A 23,744-nucleotide genomic window follows, 5' to 3' on the forward strand; every position below is an offset into this window, starting at 1 on the left:
TCAGAATGGCCGGGTGACGACCGACGCCCTCCCCACCGCTGACCGGGCCTACCAGCACGTCCGCACCCGCCTGCTGGACGGCACCTGGCCCGGCGGCACGCTGCTCTCCGAAGGCGTCGTCGCCACCGAGCTGGGCCTGTCCCGCACCCCCGTCCGCGAGGCGTTCCTGCGCCTGCAGTCCGAGGGCTTCCTGCGCCTCTACCCCAAGCGCGGCGCCCAGGTCGTGCCGATCGCCCCGGGCGAGGCCCGCGACGTCCTCGCCGCGCGGATCCTCTTCGAGCACGCCGCGATCGACACCCTCGCCGCCCGCGGCCCCGCCGCGCTGACGGCCGCCGCCGCGGAGCTGCTGACCGCCTGCGAGCACCGCGACCCGCACCCCGTCGAGGCCGGCCGCCACTTCCACCTCACCCTGCTGCGGGCCGCCGGCAACCCCGTCCTGACGTCCCTGTACGAGACGCTCTGGGACCGCCAGATACGCATCTCGGCCGCCGCGACCGCGACCGCCGCCCACGCCGAACGGGACCACGCCGAACACCTGGCCCTGGCCCGCGCCCTCGCCGCCCCCGACCCGGCCGCCGCCCGCGACCTGGTCACCGCCCACGCCGACTCCCTGCTGACGCGCGTGACGTGAGGGAGCGGCCACCAGGGGCCCGGGGAACGGCGAGCTCCCGGCCCGCCCGTTCCCCGGCCCCCGGAACGACTTACCGGCCGCGCAGCTCGCGGTACCGGTCGACCAGGTTGGCGGTCGAGGCGTCCAGCGCTCCGGCGCCCTCGCCGGTGAGCAGGACCGGCTCGATCTTCTTGGCCAGCACCTTGCCGAGTTCGACGCCCCACTGGTCGAAGGAGTCGATGTTCCAGACGGCGCCCTGGACGAAGACCTTGTGCTCGTAGAGCGCGACCAGCTGGCCCAGGACGTGCGGGGTGAGCTCGGTGGCCAGGATGGTCGTGGTGGGGTGGTTGCCCCGGAAGGTCTTGTGCGGGACGAGCTCGGCGGGCACGCCCTCCGCGGCGACCTCCTCGGCGGTCTTGCCGAAGGCGAGCGCCTGGGTCTGGGCGAAGAAGTTGGCCATCAGCAGGTCGTGCTGGGCGACCAGGCCGGGCTGGAGGTCGGCGACCGGGCGGGCGAAGCCGAGGAAGTCGGCGGGGATCAGCTTGGTGCCCTGGTGCAGCAGCTGGTAGTACGCGTGCTGCCCGTTGGTGCCGGGGGTGCCCCACACCACGGGGCCGGTCTGCCAGTCGACGGGGTTGCCCTCCCGGTCGACGGACTTGCCGTTGGACTCCATGTCGAGCTGCTGGAGGTACGCGGTGAACTTCGACAGGTAGTGCGAGTACGGGAGCACCGCGTGCGCCTGGGCGTCGAAGAACGCGCCGTACCAGACGCCGAGCAGGCCGAGCAGCAGCGGCACGTTCTCCTCGGCGGGGGCGGTGCGGAAGTGCTCGTCGACCAGGCGGAAGCCGGCCAGCATCTCCTCGAAGCGCTCGGCGCCGATCGCGATCATCAGCGAGAGGCCGATCGCCGAGTCGTAGGAGTAGCGGCCGCCCACCCAGTCCCAGAACTCGAACATGTTGGCGGTGTCGATGCCGAAGTCGGCGACGCCCTGCGCGTTGGTGGACAGCGCCACGAAGTGCTTGGCGACGGCCTCCTCGCCGGCGCCGAGCTGCTCCAGCAGCCAACCGCGGGCGGCGACCGCGTTGGTGACGGTCTCGATGGTGGTGAAGGTCTTGGAGGCGACGATGAACAGCGTCTCGGCCGCGTCCAGGTCGCGGACGGCCTCGTGCAGGTCGGCGCCGTCGACGTTGGATACGAAGCGGACGGTCAGGTCGCGGTCGGTGTAGGAGCGCAGCACCTCGTAGGCCATCGCGGGGCCGAGGTCGGAGCCGCCGATGCCGATGTTGACGACGTTGCGGATCCGCTTGCCGGTGTGGCCGGTCCACTCGCCGGAGCGCACCCGCTCGGAGAAGGCCGCCATCTTGTCGAGCACGGCGTGCACGGCGGGCACCACGTTCTCGCCGTCGACCTCGATGACGGCGCCGCGGGGGGCGCGCAGCGCGGTGTGCAGGACGGCCCGGTCCTCGGTGGTGTTGATCTTCTCGCCGCGGAACATCGCGTCGCGCAGCTCGGCGACGCCGGTCGCGGCGGCCAGCTCGCGCAGCAGCTCCAGGGTGCGGTCGGTGACCAGGTGCTTCGAGTAGTCGACGAAGAGGTCGCCGACCCGCAGGGTGTAGCGCGTGCCGCGGTCGGGGTCGGCGGCGAACAGCCCGCGCAGGTGCTGCTCGCCGAGATCCGCCCGGTGCTTCCCCAGCGCGGCCCACTGCGGGGTGCGGTCCAACGGGGTCCGGCCGTTGGCAGGGGTGTCCGACATCGGTTGCTCCTAGCGTCATACGGGGTGCGGGTTCCGGCTGGTTCCGGCGGGAGGGTTGCGCTGGTCCGGCGGGTACGCGTGCGTGTGCCGGCTCCGTCGACGGCCTTGCCCGCCCCCAACCCTATGCCCTGCGGGCGGCGGGTCAGCGGTCCACCACGGGAGGTCGACGGGGCGTCACTTCCGCGCCGACTGGAGGTCGAGTGCGCGCAGCACCCGGTCGGCGACCTCGGGGTCGGCACCGGCCTCGCCGCGGGCGACCAGGACCTCCCGGCGGGAGGCGGCGATCATCTCCTGCTCGACGGCGAAGGCCTGCCGCCACTGCTTGCCGCGGCGCTTGGCCTCCAGCGCCTCCTCATCCTCGTACTTCTCGGGGCAGAGCCGGGCGAGGCGGTCGTGCTGGCGCTCGCGCAGGCGCTCGGTGATCTCGGGCGGGAGCTGGTCCTCCTCCTCCAGTTCGGCGAGCCGGTTCAGTCCGGCCTTGGCGGCGCGCCACCACAGCTCGCGGACGGCCTTCTCGTGCTCGTCGTGGGCGTCGTCCAGACCGAGCAGCCGGACCACGTACGGGAGGGTGAGGCCCTGGACCACCAGGGTGAACAGCACGACGCTGAACGCGATGAAGACGATCTCGCTGCGGGCCGGGAACGGCAGCCCGTCGTGCAGGGCGAGCGGGAGGCCGAGGGCCAGCGCGACGGTGGCCACCCCGCGCATGCCGGACCACCACAGCACGACGGTCTCCCGCCAGCTGATGGGGGTGTCCTCCTCGCCGTGGGTGACCCGGCGGGAGAGCCAGGCGGCGGGCAGCAGCCACAGCAGGCGCAGCAGCACGACGACGGCGAGGACGATCGCGGTGTCGCCGATCATCGTGTGCCAGGTGTCCTTGACGTCCTGGACGACGGTGGACAGCTCCAGGCCGATCAGTCCGAACGCGACGCCGGTGATCAGCGTCTCGACGATCTCCCAGAAGGCGTTGCCGACCAGCCGGTAGGAGACCTCGTCGGCGTCGGAGGCCCGGTCGGCGAGGTAGAGCGCGCAGACCACCACGGCCAGCACGCCGGAGCCGTGCGCCTCCTCGGCGAGGACGTACGCGGCGAACGGGACGAGCAGGTTGAGCGCGACCTGCTGGGTGGGGTCGTCCAGGAAGCCGGCGATCTTGGCGTTCAGCCAGCCGAGGCCGATGCCGACGGCCACCGCGACCACGGCGGACAGCAGGAAGCGCAGCACGGCGCGGCCCACCGACAGGTCCCCGTCGACCACCGCCTCGACGGCCAGCGAGTAGATCACGATCGCGGTGACGTCGTTGAACAGGCCCTCGCTCTCCAGCACGGCGGTCAGCCGGCGGGGCAGCCCGACCTCGCCGGCCACCGCGACGGCGGCCACCGGGTCGGGCGGGGAGACCAGCGCGCCCAGCGCGACGGCGGCGGCCAGCGGCGCGGCGGGCACCAGCCAGCTGAACACGCCGGCCACCGCGGTGGTGGTGACCACCACCAGGGCGACGGCGAGCAGCAGGATCGAGCGGATGTTGGCCTTGAAGTAGCGCACCGAGGAGCGCCGGGCCACCGCGAAGATCAGCGGGGGCAGCACCAGCGGGAGGATGAACTCGGGGTTGATCTGCACGTTGGGGATCTGCGGGACAACCGCGAAGACCAGGCCGACCAGGGTCATCAGCACCGGCTGCGGGATCCTGGTGCGGCGGGCCAGCGGCATCGTGACCACCGAGGCGAGCAGCACCAGGAAGAGCAGTGTCAGCTGGCCCACGGTGGTTCCTCTCGGCAGGTGCGGGGTGCGCCGGCTTCAGCATACGTCCGCGCCCCGGCCGGGCCGATTGTGTGTTTCGGGCGCTGACCAGGTAATGTTCTCTCCGTCAGCAGGCGCCGCTAGCTCAGTTGGTTAGAGCAGCTGACTCTTAATCAGCGGGTCCGGGGTTCGAGTCCCTGGCGGCGCACAGACAGCGCGAAGGCCTCCCTCCGGGGAGGCCTTCGGCGTTTCCCGGCCCGTTCAGGCCGCGTGCAGTTCGTTGACGCACAGCACATTGCCGTCCGGGTCCTTGAACCAGGCGGCCCGCATGCCGCCGCCCTCGGCGACCCCGTCGAGGGTCTTCAGCCCGGGCTGGTCGTACTCCTCGAACACCACCCCGCGGCCGCGCAGTTCGGCCATCTCGGTGTCCAGGTCGGCGACCTTCCAACTGGCCAGGGTGTGGTCGGCCTGTCCGCCGTACGGGGTCTCGTACATCCCGAACTCGGTGCTGCCGCAACGGAAGACCACCTCTTCGGCGCTCTCCCGGGCGAGCGTGAGCCCGAGCGTGTCGCGGTAGTAGCGCTTGGCCCGTTCGAGGTCGGTCACGGGGATCACCGCGAGCAGGGGCGCGTCTGCCAGCATCGCCATCACCTCCTTCCCCTTCAGGCTAGGCGCGCCGCCCCGCCCGGTCGAGCAGCGGCGTTCCCCGCCCCCACCCGGCGGCCGGAGCCGGCCGCTCCCCGCCCCGACGACGACCGGAGCCGGCCGCCCCCGCGGGGGCGGCCGGCTCCGTCACCGCCGTGCCGGGTCTCAGCCGAAGTAGCTGTGGAAGTTCTTCGAGAACTCGTTGTTGTTGTAGTTGTCCCAGTTGATCGACCAGGTCATCAGGCCGCGCAGGTTCGGCTGCTTGCCGGCCCGCGGGCTGTAGGAGCCGCAGCCAGTGCCCTTGGTGAGGCAGTCCAGCGCCTGGTTGACCACGGCCGGGGCGACGTAGCCGTTGCCGGCGTAGGTGTTGGCGGGCATGCCGATCGCGACCTGCGAGGGCTTGAGCGCCGGGAACACGTTGTTGGTGTTGCCGGCCACCGGGAAGCCGGAGAGCAGCATGTCGGTCATCGCGACGTGGAAGTCCGCGCTGCCCATGTTGTGGTACTGGTTGTCGAGGCCCATGATCGAGCCCGAGTTGTAGTCCTGGACGTGCAGCAGCGTCAGGTCGTCGCGCAGGCCGTAGATGACCGGCAGGAAGGCGCCGGCCCGCGGGTCCTGGCCGCCCCAGGGGCCCGAGCCGTAGTACTGGTAGCCGAGCTGGACGAAGAAGGTCTCCGGCGCCATGGTGAGCTGGAACTTCGCGCCGTACTTGGCCTTGAGCGTCTTCACCGCGGAGATCAGGTTGGTGATCACCGGGGTGGTCGGGTTCTTGAAGTCGTTGTCGCCGGTGTTGAGCGACAGCGAGTGGCCCTCGAAGTCGATGTCGAGGCCGTCCAGGCCCCACTTGTCGATGATCGCGGAGACCGAGTTGACGAAGTTGTCGCGGGCGCCGGCGGTGGTGAGCTGCACCTCGCCGTTCTGGCCGCCGATCGACAGCAGGACCTTCTTGCCCTTGGCCTGCTTGGCGGCGATGGCCGCCTTGAAGTCGGCGTCGGACTCGACGCCCGGGCACTCGGTGGCCGGGCAGCGGTTGAAGTGGATGGTGCCGCCGGTGATGGAGTCCGGCTCGCCGAAGGCCAGGTCGATGATGTCCCAGCTGTCGGGCACGTCGGACATCTTCAGGTACCCGGCGCCGTTGGCGAAGCTGGCGTGCAGGTAGCCGACCAGGGCGTGGCCGCCGGGCGGCGGCGGGGTGGTCGGCGAGCCGGAGGTGGACGGCGACGCCGAGGTGGAGGGCGAGGCGCTGGTGGACGGGCTGGTGCTGGCGGACGCCGAGGCCGAGGGCGACGGCGAGGCCGACTTGGAGGGGCTCGCGCTCGCGGAGGGCGAGGCGGGCGCGCCGGGGCCGTCCAGCGAGACGTCGTCCGCGTAGTAGGTGCCCTGGCCGTACCAGCCGTGGGTGAACACGGTGGCGGAGGTCTGGGTGGCGGTGGTGGTGAAGCTGACCGAGAGCTTCTGGTAGGCGCCGCCGGTGCTCGGCGTCCAGGTCGAGGTGCCGCCGTTGACGCCGAGGTAGACGTAGGCGCCGTTGACGTACGCGCTGAGCGTGTACGTGGTGTTGGGGGCGACCGCGACGGTCTGGGTGCACTGGGCGGTGTCGGCCGCGGACGCGGCGCCCGCGAGCGCGTAGGTGCCGGTGCGGGCGTGGCCGGTGACCACGGAGCCGGTCGAGCCGGTGCAGGTCCAGGGGTTCAGCGAGTTGCTCTCGAAACCGCCGTTGACCAGGAACTCTCCGGCCGAGGCCGACCCGGCCAGGCCGAAGCTGAGCGCGACGGCGCCCGCGGCCGCCACCGCCCAGGCCGTTCCGGCGGCCAGCAGCCGCTTCCTGCGGGGAGTACGCATGTGGGGATGCTCCTGCCTCTGTGTGGGGGACGCCCTCCTCCGTCCCGCCGGGCTGTGGGGTTCCCGGCCGGGGCGCGCCGCCGCACCGGCACGACCCAGGAGTTGGACTAGACCACTGAAGCGGCTGCGCCCGTCCGCTGTCAATGGACCGGCGAGCCCGGTTCACTGACCCGCCGTCGGCCGTCCCGGCGGCTCCGCCGCCCCCCGAGCGGCCCGGCCGCGTTTGCGGGCCCCGGCCGCCGATCGAACCATGGAAGGGTGTCCGGATACCTGCGGTACCCCCATGTACGCGGCGGTCTGCTCGCCTTCACCGCCGAGGACGACGTCTGGGTCGCGCCCCTGGCGGCGGACGGCGCGGTCGGCCGGGCCTGGCGGGTGAGCCCGGACCGCACCAGGGTGAGCCACCCCAGGCTGTCGCCGGACGGCGCGGCGCTGGCGTGGACCAGCTGGTTCGCGCTGGCGCCCGAGGTGTTCACCGCGCCGGTGGAGGGCGGGCCGGCGGTGCGGCTGACGTACTGGGGCAGCCAGGACACCCGGGTGCGCGGCTGGCTGCCGAACGGCGAGGTGCTGGCGGTGACCTCGTACCACGAGCCGTTCGCGCACTACGCCTGGGCGTGGGAGCTGCCGCCGGACGGCGCGCCGGGGCGGCGGATGCCGTGGGGGCCGGTCGCGGACGCCCAGGTCGGCGAGGGGCACACGGTGCTGCTGACGGACGCGGCGCCGCACGAGCCCGCGTTCTGGAAGCGCTACCGGGGCGGTGCGACCGGCCGGCTCTGGGTGGACCACGACCTGCTGCTGCCGGGCCTGCCCGGGCACCTGGCCTCGCCGATGCCGGTGGCCTCCGCCGAGGGCACCCGGATCGCGTTCCTCTCCGACCACGAGGGCGTCGGCAACCTGTACTCGGTGCGCCCGGACGGCACCGGCCTGCGCCGGCACACCGACCACGCCTCGTACTACGCCCGGGAGGCTGCCAGCGACGGCGTCCGGGTGGTCTACCAGCACGCCGGGGACCTCTGGCTGCTCGACTCGCTGGACGCCCCCGCGCCGCGCCGGCTGGACGTCCCGCTGGGCGGCGCCCGGGCCGGGCGGCGGCCCTACCAGGTCAGCGCCGCCAACAACGTCAAGGACCTGGCCTGCGACGCCACCGGCCGGGCCGGGGTGCTGAACGTGCGCGGCTCGCTGTACTGGCTGACCCACCGCGACGGCCCGGCCCGGGTGCTGGCCGACACCCCGGGCGTGCGCTGCCGGCTGCCGCTGGTGCTCGGCTACGGCAACCAGGCCGCCTGGGTGAGCGACGCCGACGGCGAGGACGCGATCGAGCTGGCCGCGCTGCCGGGCAAGGACGCCGCCGACGAGCACCCCCCGCACCGGCGGATCGCCGGCGGCCGGATCGGCCGGGTGCAGGAGCTGGCCGCCGCCCCGGACGGCGGGCGCCTCGCGGTGGCCTGCTCGGACGGCCGGCTGCTGCTGGTGGACACCGCGGACGGCGCGGTCACCGAGGTCACCGCGTCCCGGTTCGGGCCGGTCTCCAGCCCGTCCTTCTCGCCCGACTCGCGCTGGCTGGCCTGGTCCGAGCCGGTCGCGGGCCGCTCGCTGCGGGCGATCCGGCTGGCCCGCACCGACCGTCCCGAGCACAAGGTCGCCGTCACCGGCGGCCGGTTCGAGGACGAGCACCCGGTGTTCACCCGGGACGGCCGCTTCCTGGTGTTCCTGTCCTGGCGCGGCTTCGACCCGGTGCACGACGTGCACACCGGCGACCTGTCCTTCCCGCTCGGCTGCCGCCCGTACCTGGTGCCGCTGGCCGCCGGCACCCCGTCCCCGTTCGCCTCGCCCGCCGAGGGCCGCCCGCCGGTGGGCCTGGACCCGGAGGAGGCCACCGGCGACGGCACCGTGCACGTGGACGAGGAGGGGCTGAGCAAGCGGCTGGTGCCGTTCCCGGTGATCGCCTCCAAGTACTCGGCGACGGCGGCGGTGCGCGGCGGCGTGGTCTGGCTGCGCTGGCCGATCTCCGGCGCGCTCGGCCAGACCTTCGCCAACCCGGAGGACACCTCGGGCCGCCCCGCCCTGGAGCACTTCGACCTGGCCCGGGGCCGCCGCACCACCCTGGTCGAGCAGCTGGACGGCTTCGCGGTCTCCGCGGACGGCTCGGCGGTCTCGGTGTTCTCCGGCGGCGCGCTCAAGCTGTACCCGCTGGCCGCCCCCGGCGCCCCGATCCCCGTCGACCTGCGCCGGATCACCCACACCGTGCACCCGGCCGCCGAGTGGCGGCAGTCCTACGCCGAGGCCGCCCGGATCGTCGCCGACCAGTTCTGGGACGAGGGCATGTGCGGCCTGGACTGGCCCGCCCTCACCGCCCAGTACGAGCCGCTGCTGGAACGGATCGCCTCCCCCGACGACTTCGCCGACCTGCTGCGCGAACTGCTCGGCGAGCTCGGCACCTCGCACGCCTACGTCACCCCGGCCCGGCGCGGCGAGGGCCCCGCCATCGCCCAGCAGCCGCTCGGTCTGCTCGGCGCCAACGCCCACCGCGACGTCGACGGCCGCTGGCTGGTCGACCGGATCCTGCCCGGCGAGTCCTCCGACCCCAGGGCCCGCGCACCGCTGGCCGGCCACGGCCTGCACGACGGCGACGAGCTGCTCGCCGTCGACGGCCGCCCGCCCGACCCGGTGCGCGGCCCCACCCCGCTGCTGGCCGGGACGGGCGGCACCACCGTCGAACTCACCGTCCGCCACGACGGGCGGACCCGGCGCCTCGCCGTCACCCCGCTCACCGACGAGCGGCCCATCCGCTACCAGGACTGGGTCGCCAAGCGGCGGCACCTGGTGCGGGAGTTCAGCGACGGCGTCTGCGGCTACCTGCACATCCCCGACCTCGGCGGCTCCGGCTGGGCCCAGTTCAACCGCGACCTGCGCTCCGAACTGGCCCGGCCCGCGCTCGTCCTGGACGTCCGGGGCAACGCGGGCGGCAACGTCTCCGAACTCGTCCTGGAGAAGCTCCACCGCCGCGTCCTGGCCTGGGACTTCACCCGCGGCCGGCAGCCCGTCCGGTGGCCCCGGGACGCGCCGCGCGGCCCGGTCGTCGCCCTCGCCGACCACGCCACCAGCTCCGACGGCGACGTCATCATCACCGCGATCAAGGCGCTCGCGCTGGGCCCGGTGGTCGGCACCCGCACCTGGGGCGGCGTGGTCGGCATGACCGGACGGCACGCGCTGGGCGACGGCACCCAGATCTCCGTCCCCAAGAACGCCAGCTGGTTCACCGGCGGCATCGGCTTCTCGGTCGAGAACCGGGGCGTCGACCCCGACGTCGAGGTGGTCCGCACCCCCCGCGACTGGGCCCGCGGCGAGCACACCGACCTCGCCGCCGCCGTCGACCTCGCCCTCACCCTGCTCGCCGCCGCCCCCGCCGCCGCGCCCCCGCCCCGCGACACCCCCCGCCCGGACCTGCGCCGTCCGCCGCTGCCGCCGCGCCCCTGAGACCCGCCGCGCGGGGTTCGCGGGGCGGGTCTTCAGCGGGGCGGGTCTCAGTGGGGCGGGTCTCAGTGGGGCCGGGCCGGGCCCCGGTAGGGCAGGGTCTGGCGGTAGACCACGCTGGTGGTGGTGGAGCCGAAGGCGCAGAGTTCGTCCACCAGGGCCTCCAGGTGCTCCATGGAGGTGGCGGCGAGCTTGAGGGTGTAGCAGTCGTCCCCGGTGGTGCGCAGGCACTCCAGGATCTCGCGCCGCTCGGCGAGCAGCCGGTGCAGGGGCTGGTGGTGGCTGCCCGGGTACTTCAGCCGGACGACGGCCAGCACCGGGTAGCCGATCCGGGCGAGGTCGACCGCGGCGTGGTAGCCGGTGACCACTCCCCTGGCCTCCAGGGCGCGCACCCGTTCGGCGGTGGCCGAGGCGCCGAGGTTCACCCGCCGGCCCAGCTCGCTGATCGGCAGCCGGGCGTCCGCCTGCAGCTGCCCGATGATCGCCCAGTCGATGTCGTCGAGATCCCCGGCCATCCGGCGATCCTACCGGCGGATCCACGGCCAGAGGCCCTGGACGCCGGGGATCGGCCATTCACCGGCCGGACCTCGCCGGGATAGCCTCGCCGCATGCAACTGGGCGTCAACGTACCGAACTTCGGCCCGGGCACCGATCCCGGCGTGCTGCGCGCGTGGGCCCGGACCGTCGAGGAGCTGGGGTACGACCTGCTCATGGTCTCCGACCACGTCGCCGTCACCCCGGACGTGGCGGAGCGCTATCCCGAGCCCTTCCACGAGCCGTTCACCACGCTGTCCTGGCTGGCCGGCCTGACCACCCGGGTCCGGCTCGGCACCACGGTGCTGGTGCTGCCGTACCGCGACCCGCTGCTGACCGCCCGGATGGCCGCGGGCCTGGACCGGTTGAGCGGCGGCCGCCTGGTGCTCGGCGTGGGCACCGGCTGGGCCCGGCAGGAGTTCGCGGCGCTCGGGGTGCCGTTCGCCGAACGCGGGCGGCTGGCCGACGCGTGCCTGCGGGTGCTGCGGGAGAGCGGGCCCGCCGCGGTGCCGCTCTGGGTCGGCGGGCACAGCCCGGCGGCGCTGCGCCGGACCGTCCGGTTCGGCGACGCCTGGCACCCGCTGCGGCTGACCCTGCCCGCGATGCGGGCGGTGCTCGCCGCCCACCCGCTGCCGGGCTTCGCCCCGCGGATCGCGTTCCGGCTGACCGACCGGCCGGTCACCGGAGCCGAGCGGCCGGCCGGGACCGGCACCCTGGAACAAGTGCTGGACGACCTGCGGCAGTTGCGCGCCCTGGGCGCGCGGGCCGTGGTCCTCGACCCCTACCACGGCGACCCCGAGGAGACCCGACGGCCGGAGACGGCCTGGCGGAGCCTGGCCGCCGTGTCCGCCCACCGGAAGGACACCGCGTGATCACCCCCGCCGACGAGGCCCTGCTGCGCCGCGCCGTCGCCCTGGCCGCCCGCGCCGTCGAGGCGGGGGACGCCCCGTACGGGTCGCTGCTGGCGTCCCCCGACGGCACGGTCCTCGCCGAGGCGCACAACACCGTGCGGCGCGACCGCGACATCACCGCCCACCCGGAGCTGAAGCTCGCCCGCTGGGCCGCCCGCGAGCTCGAACCGGCCGAGGCCGCCCGCACCGCCCTCTACACCAGCTGCCAGCCGTGCGGGATGTGCGCGGGCGCCCTGGTCCGCTCGGGCCTGGGCCGGGTGGTGTTCGCCCTGGCCACCGAGCAGCTGGTGGAACTCAACCCGGCCTCCGGCGACTGGCCCGTCCTCGTCCAGGACGGCCCGGCGCTCTTCGACGAGGCCCGCGTCCCGATCGAGTCCTACTACCGCCCGGCCCCGCCGTCCCCCGCGTAGCCCCGGGGCCGGGCGGGCGGCCCGGGGCGGGGCCGGCCGTCGTCCGCCGCCGCGCGGGTCAGCCCCAGGGGTCGCCCTCGGAGGTCATCCGTTCGGCGGCCAGGCGGTCCTCGCGCTCCTGCCGGATCCGGCGTTCGGCGTCGTGGCGGGCGCGCTCGACCTGGTCCCCGAAGGCGTCGATCGCCTCGTCGTGGGCGAGGACGGCGCGTTCGGGCGAGTCGGCGGGCGGGGCCGCCCCGGGACGGGTCCTGTCGAAGGTGCCCATGTCTCCTCCTCGGGTGGGAGTCCCCCCTTGCCACGGTACGCCGACGGGGCGGGCCCGGTCAGGACCCGCCCCGCTCGGTCAGCCGGTCAGGAGGACTCGCCCTCCTGCGGCTGGTCGTCCGCGGACTCCTGGCCGCCGGGCATCGCGCCCTCGGCCTTCTCGCGGGCCTTCTGCTCGGCTTCCTCGGTCTTCGACCCCTGGTTGCCGAGCGCCGACTTGGCCTGGTCGGCGAGGTCGTTGGCCTTGTCCTTGAACTGGTCACTCAGGCCCATGGTCTCCTCCTCGGATGTCGCGGACAACGGGCTCCGTCCACCCTCCCACCGGCCCGGACGGGTCGCATCCGGGACGGTCCGGGACCACCCGTCCGGCCCAGGGCCCGCCCGCCGAGGGCTTCCGTTCAGCCGGAGACCGAGGGCGCGCCGGTCTCCAGGTGGCCGGTGAACCGCTGCGACCAGCTCGCGTCGCCGCTGACCGTCACCGTGAAGTCGTACCAGCCGCCCGTGTACGCCACCGCGTTGAAGTGGTCGCTGGTGCTCGCCCCGGCCGCGACGGTGTACGTCCACGGGCCGTCGGTGCGGTACGCGTGGGAGGTGACGGTGAAGGTCACCGCCGAACTGCCGCCGTTGGCCAGCTTGAACCAGAGCGCGAGCTTGCCGGTGTCCGGAGCGGGCGCGTACGTCGCGGTGACGGCGGCGGTCTTGCCGGCGGCGGTGGCGTCGCCGGTGAAGCGGCGCAGGAAGCGGTTGGGGCCGACCACCGTCAGGTCGTACTCGCCCGCGCCGTAGCCGGTGCCGCAGTTGAAGAAGTCGCTGGTGGAACCGGCCGGGTCGACGGTGTACTGCCACGGGCCGCCGGAGCGGTGGGCGTTGGCGTACGCGGCGAAGTGGGTGCTCGCGCTGCCCTGGTTGGCCATCGCGATCCACACCTTCGTCACCCCGCCGGAGCCGAACTCCAGGTGGTCCAGGTTGACCACCGGCTGGTACGGCAGCGCCCGGGCCGGGCGGGTGCCCGGCTCCTGCACCGGCAGCCGGTTGTCGACCGGCGCCGGGTTGGGCAGCGGGCCGCAGGCGGCCAGGCCGATGGTCTGCGAGGTGTCGGGCAGCGCGGGCATCCCGTACACCGGGGCGGCGAAGTCGAACATGCCGGTCAGGTCGCCGGTGACCTTGCGCCGCCAGGCCGAGATGTTCGGACAGGTCGCGGGCCTGCCGACGGCGGCCGTCCACTTCTCCAGGAAGCGCAGCACCGAGGTGTGGTCGGAGGTCTCCGAGGAGACCCAGCCGCCGCGGCTCCACGGCGAGATCGCGATCATCGGGACGCGGAAGCCCAGGCCGATGTTGACGCCGTTGTAGAACTCGCCGGCCGTGCCGGCGGGGGCGACCGGCGGCGGGACGTGGTCGAAGAAGCCGTCGTTCTCGTCGTAGTTGAGGAACAGGATCGTGGAGTCGAACACGGCCGGGTCGGCGTTCAGCGCGTCCATCACCTCGTGCACGAAGTGCGCGCCGTCGGCCGGGGTCGCGTACGGGTGCTCGGAGGACGCCTGGTCCGGGACGATCCAGGACACCTGGGGCAGCGTCCCCGCCAGCACGTCCGCCCTGATCGCGGCGACGATGTCGTCCGGGGTCCGGCCGGTCGCCTTCGGCACCGAGCCCATGCCCTTGACCGCGAGCGCGCTGCCCGCCGGGGCCCCGGAGAACTCGGTGAAGTACGCGAGCGCGTTGTCGCCGTAGTTGTCGGACGCGTTCTGGTAGACCTTCCAGCTGACCCCGGCCGCCTCCAGCGCCTCCGCGTACGTCTGCCACTTCAGGCCCGACTCGTCGCCGCCGTCGTACGCCGGGCCGCCCGCCGTGCCCGCCGGGTCGATCTGGCCGGACCAGTGGTAGGTGCGGTTCGGGCCGGTCGCGGAGAGCACCGAGCAGTGGTAGGCGTCGTTGACCGTCCAGTTGTCGGCCAGCGCGTAGTGGAACGGGATGTCCGCCCGGGTCAGGTAGCCGAGGGTGCGGACGTTGCCCTTGGCGGCGACCCAGGAGTCCATCTTCCCGTTGTTCCACGCCTTGTGCTGGTCGCTCCAGCCGTGCGCGAGGTCGCCGTTGCACTGCGCCAGCCGCTCCGGGTCGGCGCCGCCGGCCGGTTTGGTCGCGGAGAACTGCCACGGGTACTGGCGGCCCAGCAGGTTCGGCTGGTTGAAGACGCTGTAGCCGCCCGGCAGCTGGACGGTCGCGCGGTCCGCGAAGCCGCGCACGCCCTTCAGCATGCCGAAGTAGTGGTCGAAGCTGCGGTTCTCCTGCATCAGGATCACGATGTGCCGGGCGTCGGCGAGGGTGCCCGTCGCCCCCGCGGCGGCCGCCGCGGCGGGTGACGCCCCCGCCCCCGCCGCGGTGCCCGCGACCGCCGCACCGGCGGCCGCGCTCGCCGACAACGCCATGAACTTCCTACGACTCAGCTCTGCCATCCGACCCGACCGTCCCATCGGCTGCTGGTGGTGTTGTCCAGACACCTTCGTGTCGAACGCCGAGCATCCTCACGCAGGACGGGCCGTCAGGTCACGGGGTGGGGACGAGGATTGGCGGACTGTTCACCGGAGGCCGAAACGGCGGCCGGGAGGTGAACTCTCCGGCGGCCGGGCGGGCGCGCCGCCGGGGAACCGCTCTCAGTCCTTCACCGTGATCCCCAGGGCGTGGGCGAACTGCGGTGCGAGGTCGAGCAGCTGGGCCGTCGAGATGACCGCGCCGCGCAGGCCCAGGTGGCCGTCGGGCAGGCCCAGGCTCGCGGCGGTGCGCAGGTCGGCGCCCTTCAGGGCCGCGCCGCGCAGGCGGACCTCGTCCAGCGTGCTGCCGGGGAAGGAGACGTCGGTGAGCTTGGCGTCGGAGAGGTCGACGTCCCGCAGCAGGCAGTCCTCGAAGACCACGTCGCGCAGCACCGCGCCGCGCAGGTTGACCGCCTCCAGCTTGCACCGGCGGAAGACGGTGCGGCGGATCGCCGAGCCGTACGCGGAGATGCCCGCCAGCACGGTGGAGTCGACCTCGCTGTCCTGCCACTCGCTCTCCGCGAGGTCGACGCCGACCATCCGGCCGCCGCTCATCCACACCTCGTTGAACCCGGCCCGCCGCAGCCTCGACTCCTCGACCCGCACGCCGGTGAACGCGCACTCCAGGAAGTGCGCGCCGCCGAACTGCCCGGTCAGCGCGAGGCCGTCGAAGTGGACGGTGTCGTACCGGGCGTCGGGGCGCAGCGGGCCGGTGTGGCGCTGCAGCAGGTGGGCGTGGGGGAGGTCTTCGAGTCGCACGGTCAACTCCGTTTCGCGGACAGGGCCAGGCCGGTGGCGACGGCGAGCGCCACGAGGAGACCGGCGATCGGCACACCGGCCTCCCCGGCCAGGGTCGCAGCCAGCACCGACAGCGCGGTCAGCGGCAGGACCGGCTGGGCGGCGCGGCTCTTGTGGTGGCGCGCGTGCAGGACCCAGACGCTGAACAGGAACAGCGCGGTGGGAACGGTCACGGCGGCGCTCGCGGCCCGGGCCGAGATGTCCGCGGCGCCGACCGCGCGCTCGACCGCGACCTCCAGCCCGGCGCCGATCGCGGCGGCCGAGGCGAAGACCAGGTAGTGGCCGTAGCCCCAGGGCAGCGCCTGCCGGTTGCCGCGCAGGTGGCCGTGGCCGTCGTCGGCGAAGTAGATCCACCAGGCGCCGAAGCAGATCAGCAGCCCGCCGCCGGCGATCGGCAGCAGCTCGGACACCGCCCGGTGCTCGTCCAGGGCGGTCTGGATGGCGACGGTGGCGGCGGCGACCGTCTCGCCGAGCACGATGATGGTGAACAGGCCGTAGCGCTCCACGATGTGGTGCCGGTGCCAGGGCGTCTGCTCGTCCTTCTCGGCCCAGACCGGGACCGCGAGTTCGGCCAGCACCCCGACCGGGAACAGCGGGCCCTGCGTGCCGTGCGGGAGGAGCAGCAGCACCACCCAGAACACCTGCACGGCGGTGATCCCGGCGGCGTACCGCAGCGCGCAGGTGCGGGCCGGGCCGCTCTCGCCGCGGGCGGCGCGCAGCCACTGGGTGACCATGGCCAGGCGCATCAGCACGTACCCGGCCACCGCGAGCGTCAGGTCCTGGTCCTCGAAGATCCGCGGGACGCCGGCCGCGAGCACCAGCACGCCGGTGATCTGCACCAGGGCGGTCAGCCGGTAGGGGACGTCGTCGACGTCGTACGCGGAGGCGAACCAGGTGAAGTTCATCCAGGCCCACCACACCGCGAAGAACGCCATGGCGAACCCGGTGAGCGCGTGGACGACGCGGCCCTCGGCCAGGGCGTGGGCGAGTTCGCGGCCGGCCTGGGCGATGGCGACCACGAAGCACAGATCGAAGAACAACTCAAGCGGGGTGGAGACCCGGTGGGACTCGCCCCGGTCGCGGGCCAGCATCCGGCGGACCGGCCGGTAGGGGTCGGGGGCGGTGTTCATCGCTCTGCCTTCGGGCGGGCCGCGCGGCAGGGGGCGGACGCGGCAGGGAAGTTGGACACCGGAGATCCTGGCAGCCCGGCGCCGGCGGCGCACGCACCGTACGCGGCACGCCGATTGTACCGATTACACCCGATTTGATGAGATGTCAGGCAGAGTTGACGCCACGGTGCGCGATCCGGGTGACAACTTGGGCGGTTTCGGCGCGTGTTGCGTCGATTGCACCTTCTGTCCGTTTTCCACCGATAGATTCCTCAGCGGATGGACGGACGACGAGGGCGCTTCGCGGGCGACGCGGAAGGTCAAGGACGAGGGTGGGCACGGGGTCGGATCCCGTGGACCGCAGGACCCGAACTCCTCGTGATCACCGCGCCGCCCGACGGCGTCGCCCGGCGTCCGCCCGGCGCCCCGCACCACGGACGGTCCGGCCGGCGGGACGCCCGTCCCGCCGGACCGGGCCTTCAGGGCCTTCAGGGCCCTCAGGGCGCGCCGGGCGCCGGCCCGACGAGCACCGGCCGGATCATGGACTCGATGACATCGGAGGCCCGGCCGCCGAAGGCGCGGGCCGCCGCCCCGGACGAGGACCGCCTCGCCCCGGCAGTCGGAGAGCTCGACCCGCTCCCCCGGCGCGGCGCCCGAACCGTCCGGCGCCTCCTCCCGGCGCCCGGGGGGGCGGCGGGGGCGGCGGGGGCGATCCCGCCCTCGCCCGCGGCGAGGCCGGTGCGGTCTCCGGCCGGGGGGCTTCGCACGGGCTCGCGCCGGGCCCCGGGGCGGGTGGGGGCCGTGGCATTGGGACTAGCTCCGGTCGCCCGGGCCCGGGGCGCGCGGTGTGATGACCGTATGCGTACAGTCGTGCACCGAGGGCAGCGGGGGGCGTCGTGAACTGGACCGATGCGGTGATCATGGTCGGCACGCTGGTCGGGGCCGCGGCGGGGATGCTGCTGGTGCAGAAGTACGCGCCGGTCCCGGCCCGGGAGAACTGCAACGACGTGGCGGGGTTCATCTTCGCCGCGGTGGGGGCGTTCTACGCGGTGCTGGTGGCGTTCGTGGTGATCGTGGTGTGGGAGAACGCCTCGACCGCGAAGGCGACCACCTTCGAGGAGGCGGACGAGCTGGCGGGGGTGTACTGGATGTCCCGGCAGATGCCGCTGCCCGAGGGCGCGCAGCTGGAGGGGCTGACGCTCGGCTACGCGCACGCCGTGGTGGACACCGAGTGGGCGGAGATGGCCGACCACCACAGCGACCCGGCGGCGACCGCGCTGATGTACAAGATCCGCGACACCGCGCTCTCCTTCGACCCGCAGGGGGAGCAGCAGTCGGCGATCTACCAGAACGTGATCCAGCACGTGGACGGCCTGGCCAGCAAGCGGCGGGCCCGGCTGAACCTGATCGCCGACTGCGTGCCGCCGCTGCTGTGGGCGGCGCTGGTCGCCGGCGCGGTCGTCACCGTCGCCTTCACCTTCCTGTTCGGGCTGTCCAACACCTGGGCGCACCTGGCGATGGTGCTCAGCCTGGCCGGGCTGATCGCGCTCTCGCTGATCACGATCAAGGAGATGAACTACCCGTTCGACGGGGCGAACGCGGTCAAGCCGACCGCCTTCGAGGTGTTCCTGAGCCGGCTGCCGCCGCCCCGGTGAGCGACGCCGCGTGTCCGGGCCGTCACGATTTCGGCGGACGGGCCCGGGCGTGTAGTGTTCTCCGGGTCAGCAGGCGCCGCTAGCTCAGTTGGTTAGAGCAGCTGACTCTTAATCAGCGGGTCCGGGGTTCGAGTCCCTGGCGGCGCACAGACGGTCGAGAGCCTCCCTCCGGGGAGGCTCTCGGCGTTTCGGCGGCGGCCCGGGCGGGCGCTCCGGGGCCCGCCCGGAAACCCGGTTTCACCGCAGGTCGGGGAGCGTGTAGTGTTCTCCGGGTCAGCACGCGCCGCTAGCTCAGTTGGTTAGAGCAGCTGACTCTTAATCAGCGGGTCCGGGGTTCGAGTCCCTGGCGGCGCACAGACAGGTCGAAGGCCCCTCGCGAGAGCGAGGGGCCTTCGTCGTTTTCCGGCCTTGGCGCCATGTCCCTTGCGCGGCACGCTCGTTGAGAAGTGGGAGGATGCGAAGCTAAGGGGGATTTAAAGATCGTCTTAGGAGAAATGGGACATAGGACCCTAACATCTGACAAGTCGATCAGTCAGGCTGGCGAGGTTCACGCCGTCGCCCGAGCGAGCAGCCCGTCCGGGGCCTGCGGGAAGGTCTCCGTTGCCTCGAAAGCCCCGTGAGCGCAGGAAACGGACCGGCTGGCGCCGGCTGATACCCACGTGGCGCATCACCCTGCTGGGGCTGGCCGGGTCGCTGCTGCTGGGAGTCGGGCTGTTCGCCCTGGGCATCGCCCTGGTGAAGGTGCCGGACGCGCACGCCGCCGCCACCGCCCAGTCCAACACCTGGCTGTACTCGGACGGCTCGGTGCTGGCCCGCACCGGCCAGACCAACCGGCAGAACGTCCCCCTGGAGAAGGTCTCCCCCGAGGCGCAGCACGCCGCGCTGGCCGCCGAGGACCGCAACTTCTACTCGGAGGGCGCGGTCAACCTCAAGGGCATGGCCCGGGCCGCGTTCAACACCGCCTCCGGCGGCTCCACCCAGGGCGGCTCGACCATCACCCAGCAGTACGTGAAGAACGCGTACCTGAACCAGAAGCAGACCGTCAGCCGCAAGGTGAAGGAAGTCTTCATCGCGATCAAGGTCGACGCGACCCTGAACAAGGACGAGATCCTCTCCTCCTACCTGAACACCTCCTACTACGGCCGCGGCGCGTACGGCGTCCAGGCCGCCGCGCAGGCGTACTTCGGGGTGGACGCGAGCGAGCTGACCGCCGCGCAGGGCGCCTACCTGGCGACGCTGCTGAACGCGCCGAGCGCGTTCGACGTGTCCTCGGCGAGCGAGGCCGGCAAGCAGAAGGCCGTCGCGCGCTGGAACTACGTGCTGGACGGCATGGTGGCGAAGAAGTGGCTGGGCGCCGAGGAGCGGCGGCAGACCGCGTTCCCGGAGGTGCTGGCGCCGAAGTCCGCGCCGGGCCTGTCCGGGCAGGCGGGCTACCTGGTGACCGCGGCGACCTCGTACCTGGCCGACCGCGGCATCGTCTCGGACGCGCAGCTCGCCCAGGGCGGGTACACCATCACGCTGACCGTCGACTCGAAGAAGCAGCAGCAGCTGCAGGACGCGGTGCAGGCCCAGCTGACCGCCAACCTCAAGCCGGACGGCCGCAAGGCGGACGCGGCGGCGCAGGCCGGCGCGGTGTCGGTGGACCCGAAGAGCGGGCAGGTGCTGGCGCTGTACGGCGGCGCGGACGCCACCAAGCACTGGATCGACAACGCCACCCGCACCGACTACCAGGCGGGCTCCACCTTCAAGGCGATCGCGCTGGCGGCCGCCCTGGACTCCGGGGCGCGCACCCAGTCCGGCGAGCGGATCGGCGCCGACACCGTGTACGACGGCACCAACCGGCGACCGGTGCGCGGCGCGAAGGGCACCCCGTACGCACCGCCGAACGAGGGCGAGCACTCGTACGGGCAGATCACCCTCCAGCAGGCCACCGACTGGTCGGTGAACTCGGTGTTCGCGCAGCTCGCGCAGGACACCGGGCTGGAGAAGGTGCGCGCCACCGCGGTGGCGCTCGGCCTGCCCGACGACACGCCGGGCCTCAAGGCCGTGCCGTCGATCCCGCTGGGCGCGGCCACCCCGAGCGCGCTGGACCTGGCCGGGGTGTACGCCACCCTGGACAACGACGGGCAGCAGATCACTCCGTGGCTGGTGAAGGGCCTGGAGCTGGGCGGCGAGCAGGTCGCGCTGCCCGAGCACAAGGCGACCCGGGCGATCTCCAAGGACGCCGCCCGGGCGACCACCGCGATCCTGCGGGGCGTCGTCGAGGACCAGGGCGGCACCGGCTACCGGGCCGCCGCGCTGAACCGCCCGGTGGCCGGCAAGACCGGCACCACGGACGACTCCAAGTCGGTCTGGTTCGCCGGGTACACCCCCGAGCTGGTCACCGTGGTCGGCCTGTTCGGGCAGGAGCCGGGCACCGGCAAGCAGGTCAGCCTGGACGGCGTGGGCGGCACCGGCAGCGCGGCGGGCGGCAGGTACCCGGCCCAGATCTGGACGGCGTACATGAAGTCGGCGCTGGCCGGGCAGCCGGTCAGCGACTTCGCCGGGCCGACCAGGGCCCCGGCGGCGAGCACCCCGCCGGCGACGCCGAGCGCCTCGGACCGGCCCAGCGGGAGCCCGTCCCCGACGGACGGCGTCGGCGTCTCGCCCGCCCCGTCCGCGACGGACGACCGGCCCTCGCGCACCCCCTCCGCCCGGCCCAGCGGCAGCGCCGGCACGAGCACGGGAACGGGCACCGGCACGGACACCGGCGGCGAGGACGGCCGGTGGCCCTCGCGCACCCCCTCCGCCCGGCCCAGTGGCGGGGCCGACCGCAGCCCGTCCGGGAGCAGCGCCCCGGACATCGGCGGGGCCGGCGGCCTGCTCGGCAATCAGGACCAACAGGCGGGTTGACACCTTACGGCGGAGGGGTCCGAGCTGGCACAATGCGGCGATGCGCAGCAGCTCGGACCCCTCCGCCGTTCCCGTGGACGCCCCGTCGCCCCTTCCCCTCCCGGCCCCGGAACCGGCCCCGGGCCGGTCTCCGGCCGGTCGGCGGGCGGTCTCGCTCGGGCTGGGGCTGGCGCTGGTGTCGGCGTTCGCCTTCGGGGGGTCGGGGACGGCGGCCAAGCCGCTGATCGAGGCCGGCCTCTCCCCCGCGCACACGGTGTGGCTGCGGGCCGCCGGGGCGGCGCTGGTGCTGCTGCCGGTGGCCTGGCGGCACCGGGACGCGGTGCTGCGGCGGCCCGGACTGCTGCTCGGGTTCGGGCTGCTGGCCGTGGCGGGCGTGCAGGCCTGCTACTTCGCGGCGATCTCGCGGATCCCGGTGGGCGTCGCCCTGCTGATCGAGTACCTGGGCCCGCCGCTGCTGATCGCCTACGTCCGGCTGGTGCAGCGCCGGCCGGTCTCCCGGCGGGCGACGGCCGGGGCGGGCGTCGCGGTGGCCGGCCTGGCCTGCGTGGTCGAGGCGTGGAACGGCCTGTCCTTCGACGCGCTGGGCGTGCTGTTCGCGCTGGGCGCGGCCTGCTGCCAGGTCGGCTACTTCGTGCTCGCCGACGCGGGCCGCCGGGGCGAGCGCCCGGTCGACCCGCTGGCGGTGTCCGCGTACGGCCTGCTGATCGGCGCCGTCCTGCTCACCGCGTTCACCCGGCCCTGGGAGGCCGACTGGTCGCTGCTCGGCCGCTCCGTCGCCATGAACGGCCACCGGCTGCCCGCGCTCGTCCCGGCGCTGTGGATGGTGCTGGTCGCCACCGTGCTGGCCTACCTGGCCGGCGTGGTGTCCGTCCAGCACCTGTCCCCGCCGGTCGCGGGCGTGGTCGCCAACCTGGAGGCGGTGGTCGCCACCGTGCTCGCCTGGTTCCTGCTCGGCGAGCACCTGGGCGCCCCGCAGCTGGCCGGCGGCGCGCTCGTCCTGGCGGGCGCGTTCGCCGCGCAGTCGGCGAGCCGGGAGTGAGCGGACGGCGGGCGGCCGTCAGGACGGCAGCGACTCCCGGTGGGCGGCGAGCACCGGGGCGACGGTGGTGGCGAGGAACTCGGTGATCCGGTAGTCGGCGACGCCCGCCGGGACGAAGGGGTCGGTGGCGGCGATCGCCTCGACGGCCGAGCGGTCGGGGGCGACGGCGAGGATGACACCGCCGTCCCGGGGGACCTTGCGGCCGGAGGCGAGGAAGGTGCCGGCGGCGTAGTGCCGCTCCAGCCAGGCGATGTGCGCGGGCAGCAGCGCGTCGACGCGCTCCAGCGGGGCGGTGTAGGTCAGTTCGAGGATGAACACCCGGTCATCGTACGCCCGGCCGGACCGGGCCCGACTCGTGGGCGGCGGCGACCAGTTGGGCCCGGGACCGGGCTCAGCGGCCGGTCCAGCCGAACCAGGTGAAGTGGTTCAGCGGCCAGACCACGGCGCTGGCGGGGCCGACCAGGTCGGCGACCGGGACGGATCCGCCGTCCGGCCCGTCGCGGTGGTAGCGGGAGTCGGCGGAGTCGCTGCGGTGGTCGCCCTCGACCCAGACGTGGTCGGCGGGGACGGTGAGCGGGCCGAAGTCGATGCCGGAGCAGGAGTCGTCGCCGGGGTGCAGGTAGGGCTCGGTCACGGTCCGCCCGTCGACGGTGAGCGTGCTGCCGTGGCAGGCGACGGTCTGGCCGCCGACCGCGATGACCCGCTTGACCAGGTAGTCGTCGCCGGGCGGCAGCAGGCCGACGGCGCTGAAGCCGGAGTGGACGGCGCGGGTGAAGGCGTTGCCGCTCTGCGGGGCGGGCGGCAGCCAGCCGCCCGGGTCCTTGAACACCACGGGCTCGCCGGGCTCCGGGTCCCAACCGGTGAGCGTGGCGAACTTGTTGACCGCGACCCGGTCGCCGACCTGCAGGGTGTTCTCCATCGAGCCGGACGGGATGGAGAACATCTGGAACAGGCAGGTCTTGATCAGCACGGCGACGACCAGGCCGATCGCGATCATCACGGGCAGTTCCACGTACCAGGGCCGCCGCCTGCGCGGGCGCCGCTCCTGCGTGGGTCCCTCGGTCACCGCCACCGACACCGACACCGCCTCCTTGGCAAGGACAGCACGCTAACCCGAGCCGGGGGCAGCGCGAAATCGGGCTCTCACCCGGATCGGACGACCCGGGCGGGCGAGCGGGTCAGGCTTCCTTGGCGATGGCCTCGTGGTGCCTGATCACCTCGGCGATGATGAAGTTGAGGAACTTCTCGGCGAACACCGGGTCGAGGTTGGCGCTGAGGGCGAGTTCGCGCAGGCGCTTGATCTGGCGGCGCTCGCGGGCCGGGTCGGCGGGGGGCAGCTGGTGCTCGGCCTTGAGCCGGCCGACCTGCTGGGTGGCCTTGAAGCGTTCGGCGAGCATGTGGACGACGGCGGCGTCGATGTTGTCGATGGACTCGCGCAGGCGGGTCAGCTCGGCTCGCACGGCGTCGTCGATCCCCGCCGGGGAGGGGGTGGGCTGGTCCGTCATGTGGGATGGCTCCGATGCGGGATTACGGGTGGGCGCTCGGGCGC

Annotated in this window: 20 protein-coding genes and 3 tRNA genes; 10 read left to right on the plus strand and 13 right to left on the minus strand. The window is 73.7% G+C overall.

The genetic code is table 11. The annotated features are described in order from the left end of the window. The first annotated feature begins 13 nt into the window (after nucleotides 1–13). Complete coding sequence (locus OO48_RS13585) at nucleotides 14–631, plus strand: GntR family transcriptional regulator (protein ID WP_033215677.1); 618 nt, start codon at nucleotides 14–16, stop codon at nucleotides 629–631. 70 nt (nucleotides 632–701) lie between these two features. Here the strand turns inward: OO48_RS13585 and pgi are convergent, their stop codons facing one another. Together pgi and OO48_RS13595 are read right to left on the minus strand one after the other, a co-directional pair. Next, complete coding sequence (gene pgi / locus OO48_RS13590) at nucleotides 702–2,363, minus strand: glucose-6-phosphate isomerase (RefSeq protein ID WP_033215678.1); 1,662 nt, start codon at nucleotides 2,361–2,363, stop codon at nucleotides 702–704. 174 nt (nucleotides 2,364–2,537) lie between these two features. Beyond that, on the minus strand, nucleotides 2,538–4,118 hold the full coding sequence (locus OO48_RS13595) for a Na+/H+ antiporter (RefSeq protein WP_033215679.1): 1,581 nt from the start codon (nucleotides 4,116–4,118) through the stop codon (nucleotides 2,538–2,540). Between the two features lie 113 nt (nucleotides 4,119–4,231). Here OO48_RS13595 and OO48_RS13600 point away from each other — a divergent pair. Further along, nucleotides 4,232–4,305, plus strand: a tRNA-Lys gene (locus OO48_RS13600). 53 nt (nucleotides 4,306–4,358) lie between these two features. On the opposite strand, the gene OO48_RS13605 is transcribed toward OO48_RS13600, so the two are convergent. Together OO48_RS13605 and OO48_RS13610 are read right to left on the minus strand one after the other, a co-directional pair. Continuing rightward, nucleotides 4,359–4,739 carry a VOC family protein gene (locus OO48_RS13605; protein WP_033215812.1) on the minus strand — a complete coding sequence of 127 codons (381 nt, stop codon included), beginning with the start codon at nucleotides 4,737–4,739 and terminating at the stop codon, nucleotides 4,359–4,361. Between the two features lie 168 nt (nucleotides 4,740–4,907). After that, the gene (locus OO48_RS13610; RefSeq protein ID WP_033215680.1) at nucleotides 4,908–6,584 is read right to left on the minus strand and encodes a chitinase; all 1,677 of its coding nucleotides are present in this window, start codon (nucleotides 6,582–6,584) and stop codon (nucleotides 4,908–4,910) included. Between the two features lie 258 nt (nucleotides 6,585–6,842). On the opposite strand from OO48_RS13610, the gene OO48_RS13615 reads away from it, so the two are divergent. Beyond that, nucleotides 6,843–10,061, plus strand: a complete 3,219-nt coding sequence (locus OO48_RS13615; protein WP_033215681.1) for a S41 family peptidase — start codon at nucleotides 6,843–6,845, stop codon at nucleotides 10,059–10,061. 62 nt (nucleotides 10,062–10,123) lie between these two features. Here the strand turns inward: OO48_RS13615 and OO48_RS13620 are convergent, their stop codons facing one another. Continuing rightward, nucleotides 10,124–10,573, minus strand: a complete 450-nt coding sequence (locus tag OO48_RS13620) for an Lrp/AsnC family transcriptional regulator (protein WP_033215682.1) — start codon at nucleotides 10,571–10,573, stop codon at nucleotides 10,124–10,126. A gap of 93 nt (nucleotides 10,574–10,666) precedes the next feature. Here OO48_RS13620 and OO48_RS13625 point away from each other — a divergent pair, with 93 nt between their 5' ends. Together OO48_RS13625 and OO48_RS13630 are read left to right on the plus strand one after the other, a co-directional pair. Next, a complete protein-coding gene (locus OO48_RS13625; RefSeq protein WP_033215683.1) occupies nucleotides 10,667–11,464 on the plus strand; it encodes an LLM class flavin-dependent oxidoreductase in 798 nt (265 codons plus the stop codon). Then, nucleotides 11,461–11,913, plus strand: a complete 453-nt coding sequence (locus OO48_RS13630; RefSeq protein WP_033215685.1) for a nucleoside deaminase — start codon at nucleotides 11,461–11,463, stop codon at nucleotides 11,911–11,913. The genes OO48_RS13625 and OO48_RS13630 overlap by 4 nt, the downstream gene beginning before the upstream one ends. A 58-nt stretch (nucleotides 11,914–11,971) precedes the next feature. Here the strand turns inward: OO48_RS13630 and OO48_RS37370 are convergent, their stop codons facing one another. From OO48_RS37370 to OO48_RS13655, 5 genes are all read right to left on the minus strand, one after another. Further along, nucleotides 11,972–12,178, minus strand: a complete 207-nt coding sequence (locus tag OO48_RS37370) for a hypothetical protein (RefSeq protein ID WP_033215687.1) — start codon at nucleotides 12,176–12,178, stop codon at nucleotides 11,972–11,974. An 86-nt stretch (nucleotides 12,179–12,264) separates the two neighbouring features. Next, on the minus strand, nucleotides 12,265–12,450 hold the full coding sequence (locus tag OO48_RS13640; RefSeq protein WP_033215689.1) for a hypothetical protein: 186 nt from the start codon (nucleotides 12,448–12,450) through the stop codon (nucleotides 12,265–12,267). 125 nt (nucleotides 12,451–12,575) lie between these two features. Continuing rightward, nucleotides 12,576–14,627, minus strand: a complete 2,052-nt coding sequence (locus OO48_RS13645) for a phosphocholine-specific phospholipase C (RefSeq protein ID WP_033215690.1) — start codon at nucleotides 14,625–14,627, stop codon at nucleotides 12,576–12,578. Nucleotides 14,628–14,825: 198 nt separating this feature from the next. Continuing rightward, nucleotides 14,826–15,461 carry a pentapeptide repeat-containing protein gene (locus OO48_RS40660; RefSeq protein ID WP_280842402.1) on the minus strand — a complete coding sequence of 212 codons (636 nt, stop codon included), beginning with the start codon at nucleotides 15,459–15,461 and terminating at the stop codon, nucleotides 14,826–14,828. 2 nt (nucleotides 15,462–15,463) lie between these two features. Beyond that, nucleotides 15,464–16,630, minus strand: coding sequence for a low temperature requirement protein A (locus tag OO48_RS13655; protein ID WP_033215692.1), 1,167 nt, complete (start codon nucleotides 16,628–16,630; stop codon nucleotides 15,464–15,466). Nucleotides 16,631–17,505: 875 nt separating this feature from the next. Between OO48_RS13655 and OO48_RS13660 the strand changes: the two genes are divergently transcribed. From OO48_RS13660 to OO48_RS13680, 5 genes are all read left to right on the plus strand, one after another. Continuing rightward, the gene (locus OO48_RS13660; RefSeq protein ID WP_245194635.1) at nucleotides 17,506–18,264 is read left to right on the plus strand and encodes a bestrophin-like domain; all 759 of its coding nucleotides are present in this window, start codon (nucleotides 17,506–17,508) and stop codon (nucleotides 18,262–18,264) included. A gap of 73 nt (nucleotides 18,265–18,337) precedes the next feature. Next, nucleotides 18,338–18,411: transfer RNA gene (locus OO48_RS13665), tRNA-Lys, on the plus strand. Nucleotides 18,412–18,544: 133 nt separating this feature from the next. Beyond that, a tRNA-Lys gene (locus OO48_RS13670) sits at nucleotides 18,545–18,618 on the plus strand. 246 nt (nucleotides 18,619–18,864) lie between these two features. Then, nucleotides 18,865–21,156: a transglycosylase domain-containing protein gene (locus tag OO48_RS13675; protein ID WP_051732101.1), complete on the plus strand. Its 2,292-nt coding sequence runs from the start codon at nucleotides 18,865–18,867 to the stop codon at nucleotides 21,154–21,156. Nucleotides 21,157–21,196: 40 nt separating this feature from the next. Continuing rightward, nucleotides 21,197–22,195, plus strand: coding sequence for an EamA family transporter (locus tag OO48_RS13680; RefSeq protein WP_033215694.1), 999 nt, complete (start codon nucleotides 21,197–21,199; stop codon nucleotides 22,193–22,195). 18 nt (nucleotides 22,196–22,213) lie between these two features. Here the strand turns inward: OO48_RS13680 and OO48_RS13685 are convergent, their stop codons facing one another. From OO48_RS13685 to OO48_RS13695, 3 genes are all read right to left on the minus strand, one after another. Further along, a complete protein-coding gene (locus tag OO48_RS13685) occupies nucleotides 22,214–22,513 on the minus strand; it encodes a YciI family protein (protein ID WP_033215699.1) in 300 nt (99 codons plus the stop codon). A 73-nt stretch (nucleotides 22,514–22,586) separates the two neighbouring features. Next, nucleotides 22,587–23,261 carry a signal peptidase I gene (gene lepB / locus OO48_RS13690; RefSeq protein WP_245194636.1) on the minus strand — a complete coding sequence of 225 codons (675 nt, stop codon included), beginning with the start codon at nucleotides 23,259–23,261 and terminating at the stop codon, nucleotides 22,587–22,589. Nucleotides 23,262–23,373: 112 nt separating this feature from the next. After that, nucleotides 23,374–23,700: a chorismate mutase gene (locus OO48_RS13695; protein WP_033215701.1), complete on the minus strand. Its 327-nt coding sequence runs from the start codon at nucleotides 23,698–23,700 to the stop codon at nucleotides 23,374–23,376. Between the last annotated feature and the right edge of the window lie 44 nt (nucleotides 23,701–23,744).

Source organism: Kitasatospora phosalacinea, assembly GCF_000716545.1.
GTDB lineage: Bacteria > Actinomycetota > Actinomycetes > Streptomycetales > Streptomycetaceae > Kitasatospora > Kitasatospora phosalacinea.